Below are 23,803 nucleotides of genomic sequence, written 5' to 3' on the forward strand. Positions count from 1 at the left end.
AATCCCTCTCCGCACGCCTGCGAGGTGAGCTGTCGGGTTCGGACCGGGAGGTGGCCCGGCCGCCTTTCGGCGGCTTCACCCCAAGCCGTGGGGGACGGCGACGTACGAGTGGGTCCCCCGCCCCTGCCCAAGGGTCTGGTCGGTGTCCCGGTGCACGGCGGGCAGGATTCGGCGTTCCGCGCGCGGGGTCCGCAGCTGCGGACTCCAGGGAGGGTAAGCAGATGAGCCGATGGATCACAAGCTTATGTCGAACACATCACACCGGAATCACACAGCGCTGTGGGTCGTCCACAAACCGTATCCCGGTGGCCTGATTGATACGCATTCAGATCACGAACGATCAGATTGCTCCGACACGCCGTCAGCTGATGTCCGCTCAGGTCAGGGGAGTTGCGGACTCCGGGGTAAAGGCGACCGGCAACTCCCGCAGGCCCCGCATGATCAGGCCACCGCGCCACCGCAGATCGGCCGGATCGGCGGCCAGTTGCAGATCCGGCAGCCGGGTCAGCAGGGCGGCCAGGGCGAGCTGCCCCTCCATCCGGGCCAGCGGGGCGCCGATGCAGTAGTGGATGCCGTGGCCGAAGCCCAGGTGGGGGTTGTCCTGCCGGGCCAGGTCCAGGGTGTTCTCGTCCGAGAAGCGCGCCGGATCGCGGTCGGCGGCGGCCAGCACCACCAACACCGGGTCGCCGACCGGGATGTCCACCCCGCCGATGGCCAGCGGGCTGGTGGCGAACCGCCAGGTGGCCAGCTCCACCGGGCCGTCGTAACGCAGCAGTTCCTCCACCGCCGTCTCCAACAGGGCGCTCTCGCCCCGGCGCAGCGAGTCCTGGAGCCGCTCCCGCTGCACCGGATTGCGCAGCAGCGCGTAAGTGCCGTTGCCGATCAGGTTGATGGTGGTCTCGAAGCCGGCGAACAGCAGGATGAAGGCCATCGCGGCGGCCTCGTTCTCCGTCAGGTGCTCACCGTGGTCGCTCGCCCGGATCAGGCCGGAGATCAGGTCCTCGCCGAGATCGGCGCGCTTGCGGTGGATCAGCTCCAGCAGGTAGCCGCGGATCTTCTTCACCGCCCGGCCCACCCCGCCACGCTGGCCGCCGTGGTGCCGGATCATCGCCCCGGCCCAGTCCCGCAGGTCGTCCTGGTCCTCCGGCGGCACGCCGAGCAGGTCGCAGATCGCGTAGATGGGGAGCGGGAAGGCGAACTCGTGGATCAGGTCGGCCTCGCCCCGGGCCGCGAAGCCGTCGATCAGGCGGTCGGTCAGCTCCTGCACCCGGGGCTGGAACTCGGCCACCCGGCGCGGGGTGAAGGCCTTGGACACCAGCCGGCGCAGCCGGGTGTGGTCCGGCGGGTCGATGTTCAGCAGATGGGTCATCAGGTCGGCCTGCCGCTCCCCGGGGATGCCGACCCGGCCGGTGCGGTGCGCCTGCCCGCTGTGGTGCGCCGGGTTCTTGGAGAGCCGGGCGTCGGCCAGCGCCTGCCGGGCGTCCGCGTACCGGGTGACCAGCCAGGCGTCCACCCCGCTGGGCAGGGTGGTGCGGTGCACCGGGGCGTGCTCGCGCAGCCAGGCGTACGCGGGGTACGGGTCGGCGGCGAACTCCCAGGTGAAGAGGGAGGGCTGGGTCGGGGCGGCGCTTTCCGGCATGCCGTGAACGGTAACCCGGCGGCGGCGCCCCTCCCCGCAGGGCCCGCCCCGCCGGGAGCGTGCCCGAGGACGGCCCCGGGGCGGAGCCGCCGACGGCACGACGCGGCGGGGCGGCGGGCCGGACCCGGCCCGGGAGACGGCAGGAGTGAGCCTGGTCACCTGGTGGGTAATTGCTCTTGCGGAGGATCGGAGCGTGCTTACGATCCTCCGATACGGACTTGGAGGGACGCCGGTGCGGCGCGTCCCGCCGGGCGCGGCTCAAGGAGGAGCAGTCCCATGCGAGTAACCGGGGCAGTGGTCGTCATCGCGGTGCTGGAGGGCGGATCGGGGGCCGGACTGGCCCGGCGGTTCGCCGCCGCGGGGGCGGCGGGCATGCTGATCGCCGATCAGCGGCCCGGCGTGGCCGAGGACCTGGCCACCGAGCTGGACCGGCCGGGCTGCCCGGTGGTCGGGGTGAGCGGTGACGTGCGGCAGCCCTCCGACGTGGCCGCCCTGGTCTCCACCGCCGCCAAGCACCTCGGCCCGATCGATCTGTTCTGCGTCTGCGGCCCCGGTGCCGAGCGCATCCTCACCCTCGCCGAACTCCCCGACCACCTCGGCCCGCTGGCCGAGCTGATGGCCCGGGTCGGCGACGCGATCGGCGAGGTCGTCGCCCCGCCGATCGCCGCCTGAGCCCAGCCCTCACTCCGCCGCGCGGACCTCGTCCCGGTAGGCACGGGCGGTGGCGCGCAGCGCCTGGTCGATGTCGAGGTCCTCGTCGTACGCCCGCTGGGCGAGGGCCAGCAGCAGCCTGCCCAGACTCTGCCGGTCGAGCACGGCGGGCAGCTCGTACGGGGCGTCCGGGACGCCGGTGAAGCCGGCCCGGCGGACCCGGGAGACCAGCTTGGCGGTGTACGCCAGCGCGGGCAGCCCGGCCGGCACGCCGTCCAGGATCGAGTCGCGCTGCTTCTCGGCGGCCTTGAGCTGCTCCCAGTTGGCCTCCACCTCGGCCGCGCCGTCGGCCCGCACGTCGCCGAAGACGTGCGGGTGACGGTACATCAGCTTCTCCACGATGTCCCCGGCCACGTCGTCCACCGTGAACGGGTCCTCCGGGTGCTCCTCGGCGATCCGGGAGTGGAACAGCACCTGGAGCAGCACGTCGCCGAGCTCCTCGCGGAGCGTGACGCGGTCCCCGTCCTCGATCGCCTCGACCAGCTCGAAGGCCTCCTCCACCAGGTACTTCACCAGCGAGGCGTGGGTCTGCTCGGCGTCCCAGGGGCAGCCGCCCGGGGAGCGCAGCCGGTCCATCACCGCGACCAGGTCGAGCAGCCGGGCGCCGGGCAGGTCGTAGGAGCCGGGCAGCAGCTCGATCTCCGGGGCCTGCCCGGCCTGCTCCACCGCGATCCGGGCCAGCGCGTCGGTGAGGCCCGGGTCGCCGTCGGGGCTGCCGAGCCAGACCGTCACCCCCGGCCGGTCCCCGGTCAGCAGCCGGGCCAGCGCGGGCGCGGTGCCGCGCTCCACGAGCTCCACCTCGACGCCGGCCGCCCGGACGGCGGGCAGCTGGGGGTGGGCCGGGTCCCCGGCCAGCACCCGGGCCGCCCCGCGCAGCGCCTCCCAGGCGGGCCAGGAGAGCAGGCCGGGGGCGATCCGGTGGGTGGTGGTGAGCAGGATCAGCTTCGGAGTGTCCACCCTCCGAACCTACCCGGTCAGGTGGTGGCGGCGGGCTGCTTGATCCAGTCGGTGGGGGTGGCCACCAGGCCGATCTGCCGGACGTCCCAGCTGCCGTAGCGCGGGTTGACGTCGATGTTCAGCGCGGCCCCGGCCTCGGTCAGCGCGGCCCGGAGCGCGGCGTCGCCCTCGGGGGTGCGGAGGTCCTTGCCGCCGGCCAGCTTCCGGATGCCCAACTGCTGCCGGTAGAAGGCGTCCACACCGGTGGCCGGGACGTTCTGCCGCACCAGCAGTTCTCGCTCCAGCTCGGCCGGGCCGCCCATCATCTGCGCCTCGCTCTCCTTCGCCCGCGAGACCTCCCCGTCGGTGACCTCCAGCTGACGGTCCGCCAGCGCCTTGGCCACCACCCGGTCCAGCACCAGGTCGACCACCGTCCGGCGGACCAGCCCGGCCCGCTCGGCCTGCTGCCCGTCGGTCTCGGCCGCCACGCCCCGCCGCACCTCGCCGACCCGGGCCTCGACCGCCGCGATGCTGATCTTCTCCCCACCGACCACGGCCGCAGCCCCCTGGTGCGGCGGCTGACTCCCGCAGGCCGTCAGCGCGGCTCCGGCGAGCAGTACTCCGGCGGTGGTGCGGAGGTGGCGGATCACGTGGGGCCTCCCGGGAGTTGTGGGGCGCGCGTGGTTCAGCTGACGGTGCACCAGTCTCGTGCCACGGGGGCGTTTGGCCAAGGGTGCCGACACCCCCGGAAGGCTGGTGTCGCGCCGACGGGAGGGGAGAGGAACGCCCGTCCGATCGTGCCCCTATGATTCGCGCACCCGTACAGCCGTGCATCCGGCGGGCCGGTCGCGGCTCAGCCGGAGGCGTACGGGTTCCCGATGACCGGGGTCGGGGCCGGGGTGGCCGGGCCGATCGCGGCCAGGTGGGAGCGCAGCCGGAGCACGTCGGGGTGGTGCGGGCCGTGGCCGCGCTCGCGTTCGAGCAGCAGCTCCAGCAGGTGGTGCCAGGCCGCCCCGCGCTCGCCCTGGCGGGCCATCAACAGGCCGATCTGCTCCCGGAGTTCGAAGGACCGCTCGGGATCGCCGGCCGCACCGGCCAGCAGCTCCCGGTACTCGGCCAGCGCCTCGGGGTAGCGGTGCTGGGTCAGCAGGGCGCGGGCGTGGATGGTCCGTACGGTGCGCACCAGCGGTGCGGTGTCGCCGAGTTCGGCCCGGGCCCGGGGCAGCAGCCGGGCGGCCAGTTCGGTGACCTCGGGGTAGCGGCGGGCGGCGACCAGGTCGGAGAGCTCGTCGCAGGCTGCGGCCAGGTCTCCGGCGGCGGTCGGCGGCACCGCCACCGAGGGCAGGATCGCCGGACCCTCGGGCACCGGGCTCTCCAGCGCCGGGCCGGCCGGCAGCGGGTCGGTGCCGGGCAGCGGCTGGTGCGGGTAGCGGTAGGGCGCGGTCGGGTCGGGCAACGGGCCGCCGGCCGGTCGGAGTTCGGCCCGGCCGGGCGGGAGCAGCGGCAGCAGCCGGGCGTACACCGGACGGGTGTCGGCGGGACGGTCCTCGGGCCGCTTCGCCAGCAGGTCCAGCACCAGCGCCTCCAGCGCGGCCGGCACCTCGGGCCGCAACTCCCGCAGGGGCACCGGCGGTTCGTCCACGTGCCGGCGGAGCACGCCGAGCGCGGTGGGGGCCCGGAACGGAGCCTGGCCGGAGAGCATCTCGTGCAGCAGGCAGCCGAGCGCGTACAGGTCCGCCCGCCGGTCGGTACCGGCCGCGAGCGCCTGCTCGGGTGCCATGTAGGCCGGGCTGCCGATCGGCACGCCGGTCATGGTGAGCCGGGTGGCCTCCGGGTCCAGCGCGGTGGCGATGCCCAGGTCGAGCAGCACCACCCGGCCGTCCTCGCGGACCATCACGTTGCTCGGCTTGAGGTCGCGGTGCACCACCTTGGCCGCGTGCACCGCGCCCAGCGCACCGCAGAGTTGGGCCGCGACGGCGACCGCCCGGTCCACCGGGAAGGGGTCCTGCTCGGCGATCAGGTCGGCCAGGCTGAGGCCCGGCACCCGCTGCATCACCAGGTAGAGCTCGCCGTCGTCCTCCCCGGCGTCGAAGACCGTGACCAGCCCCGGGTGGTCCAGCGCGGCGGTCACCCGGCACTCGCGCAGGAACCGGCGGCGCAGCGCGGCGTCCCGGTCGGTGGCCGGGCGCCCGTCCGTCGCGTCGCCGAAGCGGTCGGTCCGGAGCAGCTTCACCGCGACCGCGCGGCCGAGGCGTTCGTCCCGGGCCGCCCAGACCTGGCCCATCCCACCGTGGCCGATCTTCTCCGTCAGCCGGTACCGGCCGCCGACCAACCGGCCGCCGCTCACGGGCGGCCCTCCTGCGCCTGACGGCGCAGCAGCTCGCCCAACTGCTGGAGGTCGCCCTGGGTGGCCGGGCCCTGCGGCTGGACCGGCGGGTACGGCTGGGGCTGCGGAGCCGGCAGCGGCCCGGGGGCCGGCATCGGCGCGGGGTGCTGCGGGTACGGCTGGTACCCGGGCTGCGCCTGGAGCGGCGGCTGCGGGTACCAGGCGGCGGGCGCGGGCGGCTGGGCGCCGGTGCCCCAGATGTGCCTGCTGTCCATCACCAGGAAGTGCGCCGGGCCGCCGAGCCAGAGCGCCACCAGGCCGAACCCGCCGGCCACCGTCAGGCCGTTGGTGGCGTCGCTGTCCGGGTCGTTGAGCCCGAGGTAGACGTAGACGAAGAGCTGGACCAGGCCGACCAGCACCGCGCCGACCACGTCGGCCACCCGGCGGCGGCGCAGGGCGAGCACCAGCGAGGGCACCATGCCCAGCAGACCGAGGGTCAGGAACGGCACCAGGGCGAGCAGGATCTTCGGTCCCACCTTGAACGGCCCGTACTGCTGACCTGCCATGCGTACTCCCGTGCGAGGGCTGCGGAACTCCCGGCACACGCTACCGCCTGCCGGTGCGCGGGCGAAGGTGGTTACGGCTCCAGGGTGCCCGCCGCGAGACCGTCGGTGAGGGCCTGGGCGAGGGACCGGGCCCGGGTGGTGGCCTCCCGGAGCTCGGCCTCGAAGGCGGCGATCCGGCGGAACGCCTCGCCCAACTCCCGCTGGCGGGCGACCGGGAGGCGGGGCAGCTCCAGGCGGCGGACGTCCAGCCGGGTGGTGGTGGAGGCGTAGCTGCTGGCCCGCCGGGTGGCGTCGGTGGCCCGCAGCAGGCCGGCCAGGTGGTGCGGGTCGAGCTGCTCGGGGTCCGGCCGGAGCAGGTGCACCCGGGCGCCGGGTGCGACGCCGTCCAACGGGCCGCCGGGGAGCACCACTTGGGCGGCGGAGGTGGCCAGGGTGGGCACCAGCACGTCGCCCGGCCGGGCCAGGACGACGGCCGAGCCGTCCAGCGCCAGCGCGGGGGCCGCGCCGGTGATCAGGTCCTGGTCGGTGAGCACGGGGGTGTCCCCGGGGCCAAGCGGGGAGCGGACCGCCGGACCCTGGCCGCCGGGGTACACCTCCAGGGCGCCGGAGCGGGCGAGTTCACCGACCGTCACGGTGGACTGCGGGGCGCTCGCCGCCGCCGGCCGGACGGCCGGCAGACCGGCCACCGCCCCGGCGACCCCGGCCAGCCGCTCGGCCAGCCGCTGCTGACGGTGGGTCAGGCCGTCCGGCGACTCGACGGGCGCAGCGGGCGGCAGGTGCCGGGCCGGGGCGAGGTCGGTCTCGTCGTCCAGCAGCTCGATCGCCGGGACGGCCCGGTGCACCCCGGGCAGATCGGCGGGGAGCGGCCCCCGGCCGGCCGCCGCCGTGTCGAAGGCCCGCCAGGCGTCCAGCACGGTGCGGTGCAGCGCGGGCCGGTCCACCCGCTCCCGCCCGCCCTCGGCGCCGGCCCCGGCCACCGCCCCGGCCGCGTCCAGCAGCAGCAGGTGGCGGAAGTCGTCCCCGGGCACCGGCCGCCGCAGCACCCAGAGGTGGAGCGGCACCCCGTAGGGCGGTGCGGCCCCGGCGGGCAGCGCGACCACGGCCCGCAGCGCGCCGGTGCGCAGCAGCTCGGCCCGTACCCGGCGGCCGGCCCGGCGGGAGGCGACGGTCGGCGGCAGCAGCAGGGCGGCCAGCCCGCCGGGCGCGGTGTGCGCCAGGCAGTGCAGCACCCAGGCGAGCTCGGACTCGCCGCGCGGCGGCACCGGCCCGGCCAGCCAGCGCGGGTCGTACTGCAACTCCTCGTGGCCCCAGTCGCGTTCGTTGTACGGGGGCTGGCAGAGCACCGCGTCGGCCGCCAGGCCGGGGTGGGCGTCCGCGCGCAGCGCGTCGCCGGGGCGCAGGTCCAGGCCGAGCGGGCCGGGGGCGTCGGCGGGGGTGTGCAGGGCGAGCCGGAGCAGCGCGAGGGCGGCGTGCACTCCGTCCCGTTCCTGGCCGAGTCGCCGCCCGGCGGCCGGGGCGGCGAGCAGCAGAGGGCCGAGCCCGCAGGCCGGGTCGAGCACGGCCGTGGCCCGCTCGTCGACCAGTGCGGCCAGCAGGGCGGCGGCCTCGGGCGGGGTCGGGCCGGCCAGCCGGGGGTTCGCCTCGGCGTAGCGGGTGAGCAGCTGCTCGTACCCGGCGACCGGCCCGGGGCCGTCGGCGAGCCGGGCCAGCAGGCGGGCCAGGTCGAGGTGGGTGGCCCCGGCGAGGTCGGTCAGGGCCAGCCCGGCGGTGGCCTCCGGGCCCAGCGCACCGGTCGTCACCTTCCGGACAGTGCGCGGCAGTTCGACGGCCAGCGTGTGGTCGGGCGCGTCGGCCAGGGCGGCCCAGGCGGCCGGCTCGCGGTGCAGCAGCAGCAGGAAGGCGCCCGCCCAGGGCAGCGCGGCGGCGGGGTGGGCGGCCGGATCGCCCGGGTCGCGCAGCACCTCCAGCAGGCGCCAGACCTGCTCGGGGAGCGGGAGCTCGGCCAGCTTGCCCTGCCCGCGCAGCCACCGCTCGACCTGGTCCAGCCGGAAGGTGGGGCTGCTCTCGCTGCCCCCGGCCGGCTGCGGGAAGTCGGCGTGCCGGCGCCGCCAGTTGCTCACGGCGGCCCGGCCGACACCCGCCAGCCTGGCGATCTCGGCGGCGGTCACCTCGGGGCGGTCGGGCATCGAGGGCTCCTTCTGGCGGGTGTGACCGCACAGCATAGCGGGCCGGGTCCGATCGAGGCGTTCACGCGTGAACAGAGCAGTTCTCCATTTCGTCGTTGACATTGTTCACAGCTGATGGTGTGATCGACCCATCGCGAACGGCAGTCGCCGCCGCGGACCTCACCCGAGAGAAACGGACCACCGTCATGGCCCTCACCACCACCGCCCGCCGCACCGCCCTGCTGCTGAGCTCGGGCCTGGTCGCGCTCGGCGCCGTCGCCTGCACCCCCGCCGAGTCGGGCGTCTCCACCGACGCCAAGCCCTCGGCCGCCACCTCCGACAAGGCCGCCGGCGCCGCCACCGACAAGGCGGCGGAGGCGCCGAAGCAGGCCGCCAAGATCGGCGACACCATCGGGCTCAAGGGCTTCGACAAGGCGGAGACCGCCGACGTGGCGGCGGTCAAGATCGTGGACCCGGCCGAGCCGGGCGACGAGTTCTTCAAGCCCGCCGACGGCAAGCGCTGGGTCGCGGTCCAGTTCCGGATCAAGCCGACCGGCAGCAAGGCGTACAGCGACGCCCCGTTCAACAGCGCCAAGGTGGTCGACGCCGAGGGTCAGGCGTACGGCACCACGCTGGCCGAGACCAAGGCGGGCAAGTCCTTCGAGGGCTCGACGAACATCGCCCCGAACGAGACCGGCCTGGGCTTCGTCACCTTCGAGGTGCCCAAGGAGGCCAAGATCGACAAGGTCCAGTTCACCCTGGACAGCGGCATGGCCCCGCAGACCGGCCAGTGGAAGCTCTCCTGACGCCCCGTCCGCTCCACCGGGGGAGGAACGGCTCGGGGCGGGCCCGGTGTCCCAGGCCCGCCCCGTCCAGCACCACGATCAGTTCCTGGAACCCGCCAGGTCGTCGAACATGGTGGTCAGGAACTCCCGGCTCCAGGCCAGCAGTTCGCGTCCCACCAGCGGCTTGCCGCCGATCCGGCCGGTGGACGGCCGGGGCACCAGCAGCTGCTGGGCCGTCGCCTTGACCTGGCTGCGCGGGTAGAGCCGGTTCAGCCGCAGCTGCTGGGACTCCCGCAGCTCGACCGGCCCGAACCGGACGAACTGCCCCTGCAGGGTGATGTCCCCGATCCCGCACCGCCGGGCGTACAGCCGCAGCGCCGCCACCAGCAGCAGGTTCTCCACCGGCTCCGGCAGCTTCCCGTAGCGGTCCGTCAGCTCCTCCCGGACCTGGACGATGTCCTCCTCCGAGTTCACCGCCGCGATCGAGCGGTACGCCTGGAGCCGCAGGCGCTCCCCCGGCGCGTAGTCGTGCGGCACGTGGGCGTCCACCGGCAGCTCGATCTTGACCTCCAGCGGCTCCTCCTCCGGCTCCGCCCCACCGGCCGCCAGCGACTCGCGGAACTCGGCCACCGCCTCGCCGACCATCCGCATGTAGAGGTCGAAGCCGACCCCGGCGATGTGGCCGGACTGCTCGCCGCCGAGCAGGTTGCCGGCGCCGCGGATCTCCAGGTCCTTCATCGCGACGTACATGCCGGCACCCATCTCGGTGTGCTGGGCGATGGTGGCCAGGCGCTCGTGCGCGGTCTCGGTGAGCGGCTTCTCCGGCGGGTAGAGCATGTACGCGTAGCCGCGCTCGCGCCCCCGGCCGACCCGGCCGCGCAGCTGGTGCAGCTGGGAGAGGCCGAAGGTGTCGCCGCGCTCCACGATCAGGGTGTTGGCGTTCGAGATGTCGATGCCCGACTCCACGATGGTGGTGGAGACCAGCACGTCGAACTCCTTCTCCCAGAAGTCGACCACCACCTTCTCCAGCTGGGTCTCCCCCATCTGCCCGTGCGCGGTGGCGACCCGGGCCTCCGGCACCAGCTCCTTGATCCGGGCGGCCGCCTTGTCGATCGACTCGACCCGGTTGTGGATGTAGAACACCTGGCCCTCGCGCAGGAGTTCACGCCGGATCGCGGCCGAGATCTGCTTCTCGTCGTACGGGCCGACGAAGGTCAGCACCGGGTGCCGCTCCTCCGGCGGGGTGGTGATGGTGGACATCTCCCGGATGCCGGTGACGGCCATCTCCAGGGTGCGCGGGATCGGGGTGGCGGACATGGTGAGCACGTCCACGTTGGCCCGCAGCTTCTTCAGCTGCTCCTTGTGCTCGACGCCGAAGCGCTGCTCCTCGTCGACGATCACCAGCCCGAGGTCCTTGAACCTGGTCTCCTTGGAGAATAGCCGGTGGGTGCCGATCACCACGTCCACCGAGCCCTCGAACAGCCCCTCCAGCACGGCCTTGGCCTCGGCGTCGGTCTGGAACCGGGACAGCGCCTTCACGTTCACCGGGAAGTTGGCGTACCGCTCGGCGAAGGTGGAGAAGTGCTGCTGCACCAGCAGCGTGGTCGGCACCAGGACGGCCACCTGCTTGCCGTCCTGCACCGCCTTGAAGGCCGCCCGGACCGCGATCTCGGTCTTGCCGTAGCCGACGTCCCCGCAGATCAGCCGGTCCATCGGGACCGACTTCTCCATGTCCGACTTCACCTCGGCGATGGTGGTCAGCTGGTCCGGCGTCTCCGCGTACGGGAAGGCGTCCTCCAGCTCGCGCTGCCACGGGGTGTCCGGGCCGAAGGTGTGGCCGGGCGCGGCCATCCGGGCCGAGTAGAGCTTGATCAGGTCGGCGGCGATCTCCTTGACCGCCTTCTTGGCCCGCTGCTTGGTCTTCGCCCAGTCCGCGCCGCCGAGCCGGTGCAGGGTGGGCGCCTCGCCGCCGACGTACTTGGTGACCTGGTCCAGCTGGTCGGTCGGCACGAACAGCCGGTCGCCGGGGTGGCCCCGCTTCGCGGGGGCGTACTCCAGCACCAGGTACTCGCGGGTGGCGCCCTGCACGGTGCGCTGCACCATCTCCACGTACCGGCCGACGCCGTGCGCCTCGTGCACCACGTAGTCGCCGGCCGCCAGGGCCAGCGGGTCGATCGCGTTCCGGCGGCGCGAGGGCATCCGGCGCATGTCCTTGGTGGAGGACTTCTGGCCGGACAGGTCGGTCTCGGTGATGACGGTGAGCTTGAGCGCCTCGTCGACGAAGCCGTGCTCGATCGAGCCGCAGGAGACGTACACCACGTCCCGGGTCGGCGCCCCGTCCAGATCGGCCACCAGCCGGGCCGGGATGCCCTCGCCGCTCAGCACCTCGGCCAGCCGGGAGGCCGGGCCGTGCCCCTCGGTCACCATGACGACCCGCCAGTCGGCGTTCAGCCGCTCCTTGGCGTCGGCGATGGCGCGGGCGGTGTCGCCCCGGTACGCCTCGACGGCGTGCATGCCGAGGGTGAGCGTGTCGGCGTCGAACTCGAGGATCTCGGTCACCGAGGAGTCGCTGGTGGCGAACGGGCTGACGGACCACCAGGGCAGCCCGATCCGCGCCGCGTGCTCGCGGACGTCGGCCAGCGACCAGAGCGAGGCGGCCGAGACGTCGATCATCTCGACGTCGATCGGCCGGTCGCCCCCGGACGCCGCCGCCACCCAGGAGGCGTGCAGGAACTCCTGGCTGGTCGCCACCAGGTCGGCCGCCCGGGTGCGGATCCGCTCCGGGTCGCAGACCACCGTGACCGAGCCCTGCGGCAGCACGTCGAGCAGCAGCTCCATGTCGTCCACCAGCACCGGGGCCAGCGACTCCATGCCCTCGACCGCGATGCCCTGGGCGATCTTGTCCAGGATCTCGGCCAACTCCGGGTGCTGCTCGGCCAGTTCGGCCGCCCGCAGCTTCACCTGGTCGGTCAGCAGCAGCTCACGGCAGGGCGGCGCCCAGAGGCCGTGCTCGGCGATCTCCAGCGAGCGCTGGTCGGCGATCTTGAAGAAGCGGATCTCCTCCACCTCGTCGCCCCAGAACTCGATCCGGAGCGGGTGCTCCTCGGTCGGCGGGAAGACGTCCAGGATGCCTCCCCGGACGGCGAACTCACCGCGCTTCTCGACCAGTTCGACCCGGGAGTAGGCAGCCGCCGCCAGCCGGCGGGACACCTCGCCGAGGTCGTGCTGCTCACCCCGCCGCAGGGCCACCGGCTCCAGCTCGGCCAGCCCCTTCACCTGCGGCTGGAGCACCGAACGGACCGGCGCCACCACCACCTGCACCGGCCCGGCCGCCGGGTCTCCCCCGGCCTCCGCCCCGGAGGCGCCCACCCCGCCCGGGTGGACGATCCGGCGCAGCACCGCGAGCCGGCGGCCGACGGTGTCCGAGCGCGGCGACAGCCGCTCGTGCGGCAGCGTCTCCCAGGCCGGGAACTCGGCCACCGCGTCCGGCGGCAGCAGCGACCGCAGACTGGCCGCCAGGTCCTCGGCCTCCCGGCCGGTCGCGGTCACCGCCAGCACCGGCCGGCCCCGCTCGCCGGCCGATCCGGCCAGCGAGCGGGCCAGCGCGGCGATCGCGAACGGGCGGGCGGCAGGCGGCCCGACCAGGTCGAGGTGCTGCCGCTGTCCGGCGGCGGCGGCCTCGATCGCCTCGGCGAGGGCGGCGTCGCGGACGACGACGTCGAGCAGTCCGGACAGGCTCATGCTTCTCGGCTCCACGGCTGGAGTGCCCGGGCACCGGAGAGGCCCGGCCGGGCAACGCGAACGACCCGGAACGCGGAGCGCCCCGGGGGTGTCCAGCCTACGCCGCCACCCGCCCCGCCGCCGTGACCATTGCGCTCCCGGAGGGACGCCCGGCGGCCACCCGACCCCGCCCACAGATCACGAACTCGACATATTGCCGACACTGCACGTCCATGGTGGTCGCGCAGCATGGTGTTCGTGCCCGCCGCACCCAACCGTGGGGGATGGCTGTGGTGGCACGGACGCACCTCCGATGGGGGTCGGGAGTGCGTGGCCGGGCGGCCCTGGGTGGGGGCGCCCGTGCCCAATCGCGGGAGCCGTGGTGTCCCTTCCTGGGGGACGCCACGGCACCTGGCATTTCCGGGGTCGTCCCACCGGCCGCTCCCCGTACCACTCCTCGACCACTTTGCCCGAACCCCGGCGCGGCCGGTCAGGGCTCCGTACCCTCTCGTGTGAAGACGGTGTGGGGACACCGTGCGAACCGCAACGGAGGGGGTACTTCGTCATGCGCGTGGTCATCGCGGGCCAGGGCTACGTAGGACTGCCACTGGCCGTCCGCGCGGCGGAGGTCGGGCACCAGGTGGTCGGGTACGACGTGGACGAGCGGCGGGTCAAGCGCCTGGCCCTCGGCGAGTCCTACGTCGAGGACATCCCGGCCGAGCGGCTCCGCCCGCTGCTGGAGGACGGGAGCTACCAGCCGACCGCCGACCCGGCCGAGGTGGCCGGCTTCGACGTCGCGGTGATCACCGTGCCGACGCCGCTGCGGGACGGCGTCCCGGACCTCTCCTACATCGAGTCCTCGGCCCGGCTGCTGGCGCAGCACCTGCGCCCCGGCGCGACCGTGGTGCTGGAGTCCACCACCTACCCCGGCACCACCGAGGAGCTGCTGGCCCCGATCCTGGAGCAGGGCTCGGGCCTGACGGCCGGTCAGGACTTCCACCTCGGCTACAGCCCCGAGCGGATCGACCCGGGCAATCCGACCTGGAAGCTGGAGAACACCCCCAAGGTGGTCTCCGGCACCTCGCCGGAGGGCCTGGCCGCCGTGGACGCCTTCTACTCCGAGCTGATCGAGCGCACCGTGCCGGTCTCCTCCACCAAGGAGGCGGAGCTCACCAAGCTGCTGGAGAACACCTTCCGGCACGTCAACATCGCGCTGGTGAACGAGCTCGCGATGTTCGCCCACGACCTCGGCATCGACGTCTGGGAGGCGATCGACGCCGCCTCCACCAAGCCCTTCGGCTACCTGCGCTTCACCCCGGGCCCCGGCGTCGGCGGGCACTGCCTGCCGATCGACCCCTCCTACCTGTCCTGGCGGGTGGAGCGGGCGCTCGGCCAGTCCTTCCGGTTCGTTGAGCTGGCCAACGACGTCAACAGCCACATGCCCGACTACGTGGTCCGCCGCCTCGGCGAGGCACTCAACGACAGGCACCGCTCGGTGCGCGGCTCCCGGGTGCTGCTGCTCGGGCTGGCGTACAAGAAGAACACCGGCGACGCCCGGGAGACCCCGGCCGCCCGGGTGGCCGAGCTGCTGCTGCGGATGGGCGCCGAGGTCCGGGCCGCCGACCCGCACGTGGTGGCCGGCGTGCACGTGGCTGAGCCGGTGATCCCCGGCCAGCGGGCCACCGAGCCGGAGACGCCGTTCAGCGCGGTGGTCCGGGTCGAGGCCACCCCGGAGGAGCTGGCCGCCGCCGACGCGGTGGTGCTGCTCGCCGACCACGACGACTTCGACTACGAGGCCGTCACCGCCCACGCGAGCTACGTGCTGGACTGCCGCCGCCGGCTCAGCGGCCCGGCGGTCGAGGTGCTCTGACCCCGTCCGGTCAGTGCGCCGCGGGGCCCCGTCCACAGGCTGTGGACGGGGCCCCGCGGTGTGTCCGACGGTGCGTCAGCCGCGGTGGATGACCTCGCTCGGGTACTCGTGGCCCTCGTCCACGATCACCACCTTGGGGACGATCCGGGTCTCCACCTCGGGCCCGACCGCCGGCGCGTCCGAAGGGGCGTCCGAAGGGGCCTGCGCCGGGGCCGCGGCCACCGGGCCGAGGGCGACGGCCGGCGGGGCCGGCGGCTTGGGCGGCAGCGGGGCGGCCGGCGGCACGGCCGGCAGCACCTCCGTCGGGAGCTCCTCGGCCGCCACCGCAGGGGCGTCCAGGGCGGGCCGGTCGGCGGGCGCGTCCAGGGCCGGCGCGACGGCGGGGGTGGCGGGCGCCTCCAGCGCCTTGGCGGCCTCGATCTGGCCGACGGCGGCGCCGGTCAGCGCGGCCAGGGTCTGCTTGATGTGGTCCAGGTGCTGCTGCACCTGCTCGTACTTGGCGGCGAACTCGCGCTGTTCGCGCTCGCTGATGATGGTGACCTTGTGGGCCTCGCGGCGGGCCGCCTCGACCAGCCGGTCCGCCTCGGCGCGGGCCTCGGCATCGGCGATCTTGATCTTGGCCAGCACCGACTCCCGGTGCTGCTCGGCCTCGCGCACCCGCCGCTCGGCGGTGGTGGCGATCTTGTTGTCCTCGGTGTCCGCCTTGGTCTCGGCGGCGGCGAAGGTCTCGTCGGCCCGGCGGCGCAGCTCGGCCAGCTTGGCCTCGGCGCGCTCCTGCGCCTCGGCGGCGGCCACCCGCACCTTGGCCGCGTCCGCCGTCGCCGAGTCCCGGACCGCCCGGGCCTCCCGGTCGGCGGTCGCCCGCAGTTGCTCGGCCTCCGCCCGGGTCCGCTCGTCGGTGCGGCGGGCCGCCGCGTCGGCCTCCGTCCGGGTCTTCAGGGCGAAGTCCCGGGCGGCGCCGGCGGCCTTCTGGCCGTTCTCGTACGCCTCGTCCCGGGCGTCCTCGGCGGCCCGCTGGGCGGCCTCCTGGATCGCGGTGGCCTCGGAGTCCGCGATGCCCATCAGCTTCACGGCCTGCTCGCTCAGCACCGAGTAGTCCGGCTCCGGGGCGTCGGCGGCGCTCTGGCGCACCTCGGCCAGTCGGCGCTCCATCTCCCGGACGCCGGAGCCCAGCACGCTGAGCTGCTCCCAGGCCCGGTCGCGCTCGGCGGTCAGCGCGGCCATCGCGTGGTCCACCTGCTCGGGGGCGTAGCCCCGGCGGGTGACGATGAAGCCGTGCTGGGAGACTGCGTCGCTCATGGTCTCTTCCCCTGTCGGTGCCGGTCGAGGGCAGGCGCGGATAGGACCGTCCTCTTGAACTATTTTGCGCAAGCGGCAACGAAACCCAAACAAGGGCATGCCGGGGCAGGTGGGTGAGGACGCTCCGGCCGGGTCCCCGGCAGGCGGACCGGACGGGGCCGAAAGGCCCCGGTCCTCCGGGTGCGCGGCCCCACGAACCAGCCTGGCGGTCCGCGCGGCCGAGGGGCCCGCCACGGTGCGGCGGGCCCCTCGGTTGTTGAGCGGTTGTTACATCAGCCCGTCCCAGAACTGCTCCAGCAGCACCGACCACCAGGTCTCCGGACCGTTCAGCGCCGCCGGGTCGACCGCCTGGAGCTGGGCCTGGAAATCGACCGTCCAGCGGCCCGCCTGATCGGGCGTCAGCCCGTACCGCAGACGCCACATCCGGCCCAGCAGGGCCAGCGAGCGGACGAACTCCAGCACGCCGCTGTTGACGAAGCGCGGCGGCTCGGCGCCCGGCCGCTCCAGGTCGACCGCGACCACCGCCGCCGTGCCGTACTGGACGCAGAGCTGGCGGCCGTAGTCGTTGCCCAGCACCAGGTAGCCGCCGAAGTCCGGACCGCCCGGCAGGCCGCGCTCGGCGGCCAGCTCGGCCAGCGTCGGGATCGGCCGGCCCTCCTGGGCCTGGGCCCAGAAGAACGGCGCGAAGTCCCGCGGCAGACCGGCCCACATCAGCACCTGGGCGACCTGCTCCGGGACGCCCTGGCGGGCCACCGCGCGCTGCTCGAAGCGGAACACGGCGGGCCCGAAGACCTGCCCGAGCTCACCGGCCAGCTGCTGCGGGTCGGTGGGCGGCAGCGGCACCGCACCGGCCGGCGGCGAGCCCGGCGGGGGCAGCGGGGTGCGGACGGTGCGCGGGCGCTGCGGACCGGCCGCCAGCTGGTGCAGCTGGTCGAGGTGGTCCAGCAGCACCGCCATGCCCGCCTGCCGGCCCTGGTGGTCGTGGCCGTACCCGGCGGTGTGGCTGATCCGGACGTTCGGCCAGGCCGCCCGGACCATCCGGCGGCAGTAGCCGCCGGGCAGGTCGCAGGGCTCCAGGTCGGTGTGGAGTTCGAGCACCTGGTCCGGCGGCACGTTGAGCCGGCGCAGCTCGCCGAGCACCTTGACCTCGGGGTGCGGGGTGCCGGGCTCGCTGCGCTGGATCACCGTCTGCTCGGAGCCGTCCGGCCCCCGGTAGCGGACCACCGCGCTGCTGCCCGGACCGACCGAGGGCTGGCCCGGGTCGGCCACCGGGGCCGGGGCCGGAGCGGCGGCCGGTTCGGCGGGTGCGGCGGGGGCCGGGGCCCCGGCCGAGGCGGCGTCCGGGTACCCGTAGCCGACCGGGGCCGCACCGGGCACCGGGCGGTGGCCGGGAGCGCCGCCGTCCGCGCCGAGCAGCCCCGCCGGGGGCGGCGGGGGCGGCGCGGTCGCGGTCCGGCCGGGGGCCTGGCCCGGCGGTACGGGCGGGGCTCCGGCCGGGCCGCGCAGGTCGGCGGGCGGCGGGGGCGGCGGCGCGGTCGGCCCGCCCCGGCCGGGGGCGCCCGGCAGCCCGCTCAGCCCGGGGACCTCGGAGGCCAGCAGGGTCGGCGCGTGCGCGGGATCGACGGCCGGGCCCGGACCGGGCACACCGGGGTGGCCGGGCTGGCCCGGCGGCGGGGACAGCAGGGTCGGCGCGTGGGCAGGGTCGACGGCCGGGCCCGGACCGGGCACACCGGGTCCACCCGGATGACCGGGATGGCCCGGCGGTGGAGCGAGCAGGGTCGGCGCGTCCCCGGCCGGGCGGCCGGACGGCGGCGGCGTGGCGAACACCGGCGGAGCTCCGGGCCCGCCCGGCGGCGGGAAGCCGCCAGGAGCCTGCGGCGGCAGCCCTCCTGACGGAGCGCCGGGGAACGGCCCGCCCGGCGGCGGGAACCCACCCGGCTGACCACCGGGCGCCCCCGGCGGCGGGAACGCGGCAGCCGGGAACGCCCCCGGACCACCCGGCGGAGGCGGCGGGAAGCCACCCGGGCCGCCCGGAGCTCCCGGCGGCATGCCACCTGACGGAGCGCCGGGGAACGGTGCCCCGGGCGGTGGCGGGAACGGACCGGCGCCGTGCGGCGGCGTGCCCGGGCCGCCGGGCGGCGGGAAGCCGGACGGAGCACCGGGCGGGAACGGCCCACCGGGCGCTCCCGGCGGGAAAGCCCCCGGAGCGTGCGGCGGCACGCCCCCTGACGGAGCGCCAGGGAACGGCCCGCCCGGCGGCGGGAACCCACCCGGCTGACCACCCGGCTGACCACCGGGCGCCCCCGGCGGCGGGAACGCGGCAGCCGGAAAGCCCCCGGGAGCCCCGGGAGGGAACGCCCCCGGACCGCCCGGCGAAGGCGGAACGGCACCGGGACCGGCCGGCGGTACGGCACCCCCCGGTGCGGGCGGGGCACCCGGCCCGGCCTGGGCCCCGGGGCCGCCCGGCTCGTCGGTCAGGTCCAGGGCCCCGCCGCCCAGCGCGAAGGCCAGCGCGGCATCGATGCCCTCCGGCTCGGACGGCCCGCCCGGCGACCGGCCGCCACTCGCACCCGCACCGGCACCCGCACCCGCACCCGCACCACCCGGCGGCCCGTCAGCCGCCCCCGGCCCGGGCAGCGTGGCATCGGCGCCGCCACCCGCTCCCCCGGTCGCACCGGCTCCCTCGCCGGCCAGATCGGCCCGCTCGGCGGCGATCGCCGCCTCCCCCGCCTCCTTGAGCCACTGCGGCGGGCTCAGCAGGAAGGAGGTGGCCTCCACCTGTCCGGGGGCGGGCTTGGCGGCACCGGCCGGATTGGGCTCGCTCGGGGTGCCGTAGACGGCCTCGTAGCGGGCCACCACCTCGTTCACCGGGAGGGCGGGCCAGAGCGTGCTGGCGCCGCTCTCCCGGGCGATCACCAGCCGGGGCCCGGGGGCCGCGCCGGGATCGGCCGACGGGGTCTCGGTCCGCTCCTCCGCCCAGCAGACGTAGCCCAGGTCGAACTCCCGCACCCGGACCTCGCGTTGCTGCGAGCGCGGCACGCCCGCGTTGATCCAGTCCTCGGCCGTCTCGCGGGCCTGCGCGTAGGTCACCACGGCTGCCGCACCCCTTCCGCAGTCGCCGGGACGGGGCGCACGAAGCCGCCGTCCACCATCATCGCCGCCACCGTCTCCAGCTCCGGGGGGCTGCCCGCCAGGCGGAGCAGGAACTCGTCGAAGTCCGCACCGCAGGGCAGCAGCAGCCGGGCCACCCGCTGGTCGGGCGTCTCCTCCGGGTCGCCGGTGTCCCGGGCGTCGTCGTACGGGCTGAACCAGACCGAGCCGACCGACTCGCCCCGCACCTTGAGGGCCAGCAGGCCGCCCTGGAGGTAGGCGATGCCCACGTAGTCCTTGGTGAGGTGGTCGCGCAGGCACTTGTTCGCGTAGACCAGGTCCCGGACGCCGTACTCCTCACTGAGCGTCAGGAACGGCTGGTCCAGCAGCAGTCCGAGGCCGACGTCCAGCGCGACCCCGACCGGGGCCCGGCCGCCGGCCAGCTTCAGGAAGTCCCGGTAGGGGGCCGGCAGCGGGTGGCCGAGGCGCTGCTCGGCCCGCTGCACCAGGTCCTCGGTGACCGCCTGCGGCTCGCCGCCGTCCAGGGCCAGCGGGAAGTGCGCCGGGAGCTGCTCCTGGAGCGGCCGGGTGCCCCGGCGGAGGTGGTCGGCGCCGGAGTGGGCCAGGCCGCCGTGGTGGCGCAGCAGCGCCTTCACCTCGACCGGCACCAGCTCCATCCGCCGCCAGCCCGGCTCGGCCCGGCGGCTGACGTGGTGCCAGGTCCAGCCCGCCGGAGTGGCCACGGCGGTCGGCTGGTCGGCCCAGAGCTCGTGGCCCTGGGTGTAGAGGGCGGCGTTGGCCGAGACGTAGTCGGTGAGCCGCATCTCGTCCACGCCGAAGCCGTCCGGCGGATCGGCCACCTCGGCGGCGGCGACGGCGTACGGGGAGAAGTCCGGCAGGCCGTCCTCGTCCACCCGCACCCCGGCCGGGTACTTCCCCGCCCGCAGCGGGTCCGGAAACTGCACCACCTGTCCCGCGTACGCCTGGTTGGGCGCGGCGGACCCGGGCCGGCCTGTCGTCATCTGGGTGCCCCCACTGGCTGCTCCGACGGATTGCTCCGGACAGCCTATGGGTACGCCCGGTCCGGTCCACCAGGTCCGGCGGACTTGACGGACCATCGGCATCCGGCCCCGTCCACCACCCCGGCCACCCGGGCCCGGTAGGTTCTCCGGCACCGGATGACCATGAGCGGACGGGGGACGTGGGGACGTGGACGGGCAGTTGGACCTCATACGGTGCTTCGAGGAGGAGCGCGAGCACCTGCGCGCGGTCGCCTACCGGATGCTCGGCTCGCTGAGCGAGGCCGACGACGCGCTCCAGGAGGCGTGGCTGCGGGCCGCCGGCGCTGACGTCTCGGCGGTGGAGAACCTCGCCGCCTGGCTGACCACGGTGGTCGGCCGGGTCTGCCTCAACCTGCTGCGCACCCGGCGGACCCGCCGCGAGGACCCCTGGGAGGCCGGACCGCAGGGACCGGACCAGGCCCTGGAGCGCGGCTCGGGTGCCGACCCGGAGGAGGAGGCACTGCTGGCCGACTCGGTCGGGCTGGCGCTGCTGGTGGTGCTGGACGCCCTGACCCCGGCCGAGCGGCTGGCCTTCGTGCTGCACGACATGTTCGCGGTCCCGTTCGACGAGATCGCCCCGCTGCTGGAGAAGACCCCGGCCGCCGTCCGGCAGCTGGCCAGCCGGGCCCGCCGCCGGGTGCGCGGCGCCTCCCCCGCCCCCGACCCGGACCTGAGCCGCCGTCGGACGGTGCTGGACGCCTTCCTGGCCGCCACCCGGGGCGGCGACTTCGAGGCCCTGCTCGCCCTGCTCCACCCGGACGTGGCCCTGCGGGCCGACCGGAGGGTCATCCCGACGCCCGAGCCCGTCACGGTGTCCGGGGCGGTCCCGGTGGCCCGGGGCGCGATGGCGGCGATGGCCCGCGCCCGGGCCACCGAGGTGGCCCTGGTGAACGACGCGCTCGCCCTGGTGATGGCCCCGTTCGGCCGCCTCGCCGTGGTGCTGCGCTTCGCCTTCGCGGCGGACGGCAGCATCGACGACATCGAGGTCATCGCCGACCCGGAGGTGCTCTCCGGCCTGGAGATCCGCCTGGCCGACTAGGCAGTGCCCCGGGGGCGGGGAACCGCGCGGACGGGAACGGCAGCACCGGCGACCGGCTGACGGAGCCTCGGCCGCCGGTGAGCTGCCTCCCGACCCGCGCGGTTCCTCCCACTCCCGGGGCGCCGCGGCTGCCCGCCGCGCCGAGGACCGGCACTCGGGCGCCGCGCCGCCGTCAGATCCGGGTGAGCGCCTTGGCCAGGGTCTCCGCCACGTAGGTCTGCTGGTCCTCCGTCAGGTGCGGGTGGAGCGGCAGGCTGAGCAGCTCGCGGGCGGCCCGCTCGGCGACCGGGAAGCTGCCCTCGCCGTGGCCCAGGTCCGCGAAGGCGGGCTGGAGGTGCACCGGCACGGGGTAGTGCACGCCGGCGCCGATGCCGGCCGCGTTCAGGGCCGCCAGGACCTCGTCCCGGCCGCCGCCCGCGATCCGGACGGCGTAGAGGTGCCAGACGTGCTCGTTGCCCGGCAGGGTCCGCGGCAGGGTCACCCCGGGCAGCTCGCCGAGCAGCGCGTCGTACCGCGCCGCCGCCGCGCGGCGGGCCGCGTTCCATGCCGGGAGCCGCCGCAGCTTGGCCCGCAGCACCACCGCCTGCACGGTGTCCATCCGGGAGTTGAAGCCGAAGCGCTCGTGCACGTACTTCCGGCTGGACCCGTGGTCGCCGATCTCCCGGACCGCCGCCGCGAGTCCGGCCGAGTCGGTGACCACGGCGCCCGCGTCGCCGTAGGCGCCGAGGTTCTTGCCGGGGTAGAAGCTGGTCGCCGCCAGCACGCCCCAGGAGCCGGAGACCCGGCCGTGCCGGGTGGCGCCCTGTGACTGGGCGCCGTCCTCCACCACCGGGCGGCCGTCGGCGATCTCCAGGACGTGCTCCACCGGGGCCAGCTGGCCGTTCAGGTGGACCGGCAGGTACGCGTCCGCCGCGACCTCCCCGGCCCGCTCCGGGTCGATCAGCAGGTGCTCCGGGTCGGCGTCCACCAGCACCGGCCGCAGCCCGGCCCGGACCACCGCCTCGGCGCTGGCCACGAAGGTGTTGGCCGGGAGCACCACCCGGGCGCCCGGCGGGAGTTCGAGCGCCCGCAGGGCCATCTCGATGGCGTCGGTGCCGTTCGCGGTGCCGATCGCGTGCCCGACGCCGGAGTACGCCGCGTACTCGGCCTCGAAGGCGGCCACGTCCGGCCCCTTGATGTAGGCACCGGAGGCGAGCACCCGGTCGATGCCCTCCCGGACCTCCTCGGCTACCTCGGCGTGAGCGGCTTGCAGGTCCACCAGCGGGATCGGGTTCATCGGACGGGGCCTTCCAGGGTCGGTGGAGCAGGGTCTCGGACGGAGACGGCGTCAGCCGACGATCTCCCGCAGGGCGGCGATCACGGTGTCCTGCTGCTCCTCGGTGAGCGAGTGGTAGAGCGGCAGGATCAGCGAACGGGTGGTCAGCAGTTCGGTGTTGGGCAGCTCCACCCGGGCCGCCCCCTTGTACGGGGCCTCCAGGTGGGCGGCCATGATCCCGCGCCGGGCCGAGACGCCCTTCTCCGCCAGCCGGGCCAGCACCTCGGTGCGGTCCGGGGCGCCTTCGGGGAGCAGCAGCCAGCAGGCCTGGAAGTTGGAGCTGCCGTGCGGCGGGTCGGCCACCAGGCGCTCCCCCAGCGGGCCGAGCAACTCCCGGTAGCGGGCGGCCAGTTCCCGGCGGCGGGCGACCATCGCGGGCAGCTTGCCGAGCTGCACCAGGCCGATCGCGGCCTGGATGTCGGTCATCCGGAAGTTGTAGCCGACCTCGTCGTAGGTCTCCACCACGCTGGCGCCGCCGCTGGCGGCGTGCCGGTCGGCGGCCGAGACGCTCATCCCGTGCTCGCGCAACCTCCGCAGCCGGGACGCCAGTTCGCCGTCCTGGCAGGTGACCATGCCGCCCTCGCCGGTGGTCAGCAGCTTGCGCGGGTGGAACGAGTAGGCGGCGATCGCCGCCCCGCTGCCGGCCGGGCGGTCCCGCAGCACCGACCCGGCGCCGCAGGCGGCGTCCTCCACCACGGTGATGCCGCGCGGGGCGGCCACCGCCTCGATCGCGGTCAGGTCGACCGGGACACCGCCCTGGTCCACCACGATCACCGCCTTGGTGCGGTCGGTGAACAGCGGGGTCACCGTCTCGGGGGTGAGGTTCCCCGAGGCGAGCTCCACGTCGGCGAAGACCGGGACGGCCCCGAGGTAGGTGACGGCGTTGGCGGTCGCGATGAACGAGAAGGACGGCACCACCACCTCGTCGCCCGGGCCCACCCCGGCCCCGATCAGGGCGAGTTGGAGGGCGGTGGTGCAGGACGAGACGGCGACCGCGTGCGGCACGCCGAGGTACTCGGCGAACGCCTTCTCGAACTCGGCCACCCGGGGGCCCTGGGCCACCCAGCCGGAACGGACGGCTTCGGCGGCGGCCAGGGCTTCTTCTTCACCGAGCCAGGGGATCATCACCGGGATGGTCATGGGGAGGAACTCCGTTACACCGGGGGCGCGAGGAACTGCGCGCTGCGGAAGGAGCGCACCGTAGGGCCGCTCCCGAGTGGGTCGGTTGCACGTGCCGCGATCTGACGGCGGGTCGGTGGCCGGTCGCGCCCCGCGGCGGAG

General features: G+C 75.3%; 16 protein-coding genes and 1 riboswitch. Of the genes, 4 read left to right on the forward strand and 12 right to left on the reverse strand.

From position 1 onward, the window contains the following. Window positions 1-152: riboswitch (cyclic di-AMP (ydaO/yuaA leader) on the reverse strand. Window positions 153-376: 224 nt separating this feature from the next. Further along, complete coding sequence (locus ACIRBX_RS28415) at window positions 377-1,639, reverse strand: cytochrome P450 (RefSeq protein ID WP_402300874.1); 1,263 nt, start codon at window positions 1,637-1,639, stop codon at window positions 377-379. A 276-nt stretch (window positions 1,640-1,915) separates the two neighbouring features. Here ACIRBX_RS28415 and ACIRBX_RS28420 point away from each other — a divergent pair, with 276 nt between their 5' ends. Then, entirely contained in the window at window positions 1,916-2,311 is a 396-nt protein-coding gene (locus ACIRBX_RS28420) for an SDR family NAD(P)-dependent oxidoreductase (protein WP_402300876.1), read from the forward strand. 9 nt (window positions 2,312-2,320) lie between these two features. Here ACIRBX_RS28420 and ACIRBX_RS28425 read toward each other — a convergent pair whose 3' ends face one another. From ACIRBX_RS28425 to ACIRBX_RS28445, 5 genes are all read right to left on the reverse strand, one after another. Beyond that, complete coding sequence (locus ACIRBX_RS28425) at window positions 2,321-3,307, reverse strand: MazG family protein (protein WP_402300877.1); 987 nt, start codon at window positions 3,305-3,307, stop codon at window positions 2,321-2,323. A 17-nt stretch (window positions 3,308-3,324) separates the two neighbouring features. After that, window positions 3,325-3,936: a SurA N-terminal domain-containing protein gene (locus ACIRBX_RS28430; protein ID WP_402300879.1), complete on the reverse strand. Its 612-nt coding sequence runs from the start codon at window positions 3,934-3,936 to the stop codon at window positions 3,325-3,327. 203 nt (window positions 3,937-4,139) lie between these two features. Continuing rightward, complete coding sequence (locus tag ACIRBX_RS28435) at window positions 4,140-5,633, reverse strand: protein kinase (RefSeq protein ID WP_402300881.1); 1,494 nt, start codon at window positions 5,631-5,633, stop codon at window positions 4,140-4,142. Continuing rightward, a complete protein-coding gene (locus ACIRBX_RS28440) occupies window positions 5,630-6,178 on the reverse strand; it encodes a hypothetical protein (protein ID WP_402300883.1) in 549 nt (182 codons plus the stop codon). The genes ACIRBX_RS28435 and ACIRBX_RS28440 overlap by 4 nt, the downstream gene beginning before the upstream one ends. 71 nt (window positions 6,179-6,249) lie before the next feature. Beyond that, on the reverse strand, window positions 6,250-8,364 hold the full coding sequence (locus tag ACIRBX_RS28445; protein ID WP_402300884.1) for an N-6 DNA methylase: 2,115 nt from the start codon (window positions 8,362-8,364) through the stop codon (window positions 6,250-6,252). 185 nt (window positions 8,365-8,549) lie between these two features. On the opposite strand from ACIRBX_RS28445, the gene ACIRBX_RS28450 reads away from it, so the two are divergent. Further along, window positions 8,550-9,149, forward strand: a complete 600-nt coding sequence (locus ACIRBX_RS28450) for a DUF4352 domain-containing protein (protein ID WP_402300885.1) — start codon at window positions 8,550-8,552, stop codon at window positions 9,147-9,149. A 78-nt stretch (window positions 9,150-9,227) separates the two neighbouring features. Here the strand turns inward: ACIRBX_RS28450 and mfd are convergent, their stop codons facing one another. After that, window positions 9,228-12,869: a transcription-repair coupling factor gene (gene mfd, locus ACIRBX_RS28455; RefSeq protein ID WP_402300887.1), complete on the reverse strand. Its 3,642-nt coding sequence runs from the start codon at window positions 12,867-12,869 to the stop codon at window positions 9,228-9,230. A gap of 544 nt (window positions 12,870-13,413) precedes the next feature. Between mfd and ACIRBX_RS28460 the strand changes: the two genes are divergently transcribed. Then, complete coding sequence (locus ACIRBX_RS28460; protein ID WP_402300888.1) at window positions 13,414-14,718, forward strand: nucleotide sugar dehydrogenase; 1,305 nt, start codon at window positions 13,414-13,416, stop codon at window positions 14,716-14,718. Window positions 14,719-14,793: 75 nt separating this feature from the next. Here ACIRBX_RS28460 and ACIRBX_RS28465 read toward each other — a convergent pair whose 3' ends face one another. The 3 genes from ACIRBX_RS28465 to ACIRBX_RS28475 form a co-directional block, all read right to left on the reverse strand. Continuing rightward, a complete protein-coding gene (locus tag ACIRBX_RS28465; protein ID WP_402300890.1) occupies window positions 14,794-16,017 on the reverse strand; it encodes a hypothetical protein in 1,224 nt (407 codons plus the stop codon). A gap of 267 nt (window positions 16,018-16,284) precedes the next feature. Beyond that, on the reverse strand, window positions 16,285-19,110 hold the full coding sequence (locus tag ACIRBX_RS28470) for an SUKH-4 family immunity protein (protein ID WP_402300891.1): 2,826 nt from the start codon (window positions 19,108-19,110) through the stop codon (window positions 16,285-16,287). Then, window positions 19,104-20,129: an SMI1/KNR4 family protein gene (locus ACIRBX_RS28475; RefSeq protein ID WP_402300893.1), complete on the reverse strand. Its 1,026-nt coding sequence runs from the start codon at window positions 20,127-20,129 to the stop codon at window positions 19,104-19,106. The genes ACIRBX_RS28470 and ACIRBX_RS28475 overlap by 7 nt, the downstream gene beginning before the upstream one ends. A 199-nt stretch (window positions 20,130-20,328) precedes the next feature. On the opposite strand from ACIRBX_RS28475, the gene ACIRBX_RS28480 reads away from it, so the two are divergent. Beyond that, window positions 20,329-21,207, forward strand: coding sequence for a sigma-70 family RNA polymerase sigma factor (locus tag ACIRBX_RS28480; protein ID WP_402300895.1), 879 nt, complete (start codon window positions 20,329-20,331; stop codon window positions 21,205-21,207). 172 nt (window positions 21,208-21,379) lie between these two features. On the opposite strand, the gene ACIRBX_RS28485 is transcribed toward ACIRBX_RS28480, so the two are convergent. Together ACIRBX_RS28485 and ACIRBX_RS28490 are read right to left on the reverse strand one after the other, a co-directional pair. Then, window positions 21,380-22,483 (reverse strand): DegT/DnrJ/EryC1/StrS family aminotransferase, encoded by a 1,104-nt coding sequence (locus tag ACIRBX_RS28485; protein ID WP_402300897.1) that lies wholly within the window; start codon window positions 22,481-22,483, stop codon window positions 21,380-21,382. Window positions 22,484-22,534: 51 nt separating this feature from the next. Continuing rightward, on the reverse strand, window positions 22,535-23,662 hold the full coding sequence (locus tag ACIRBX_RS28490; RefSeq protein ID WP_402300898.1) for a DegT/DnrJ/EryC1/StrS family aminotransferase: 1,128 nt from the start codon (window positions 23,660-23,662) through the stop codon (window positions 22,535-22,537). Window positions 23,663-23,803 lie beyond the last annotated feature (141 nt).

It is taken from the genome of Kitasatospora sp. NPDC096147 (genome assembly GCF_044763225.1).
Lineage (GTDB): Bacteria > Actinomycetota > Actinomycetes > Streptomycetales > Streptomycetaceae > Kitasatospora.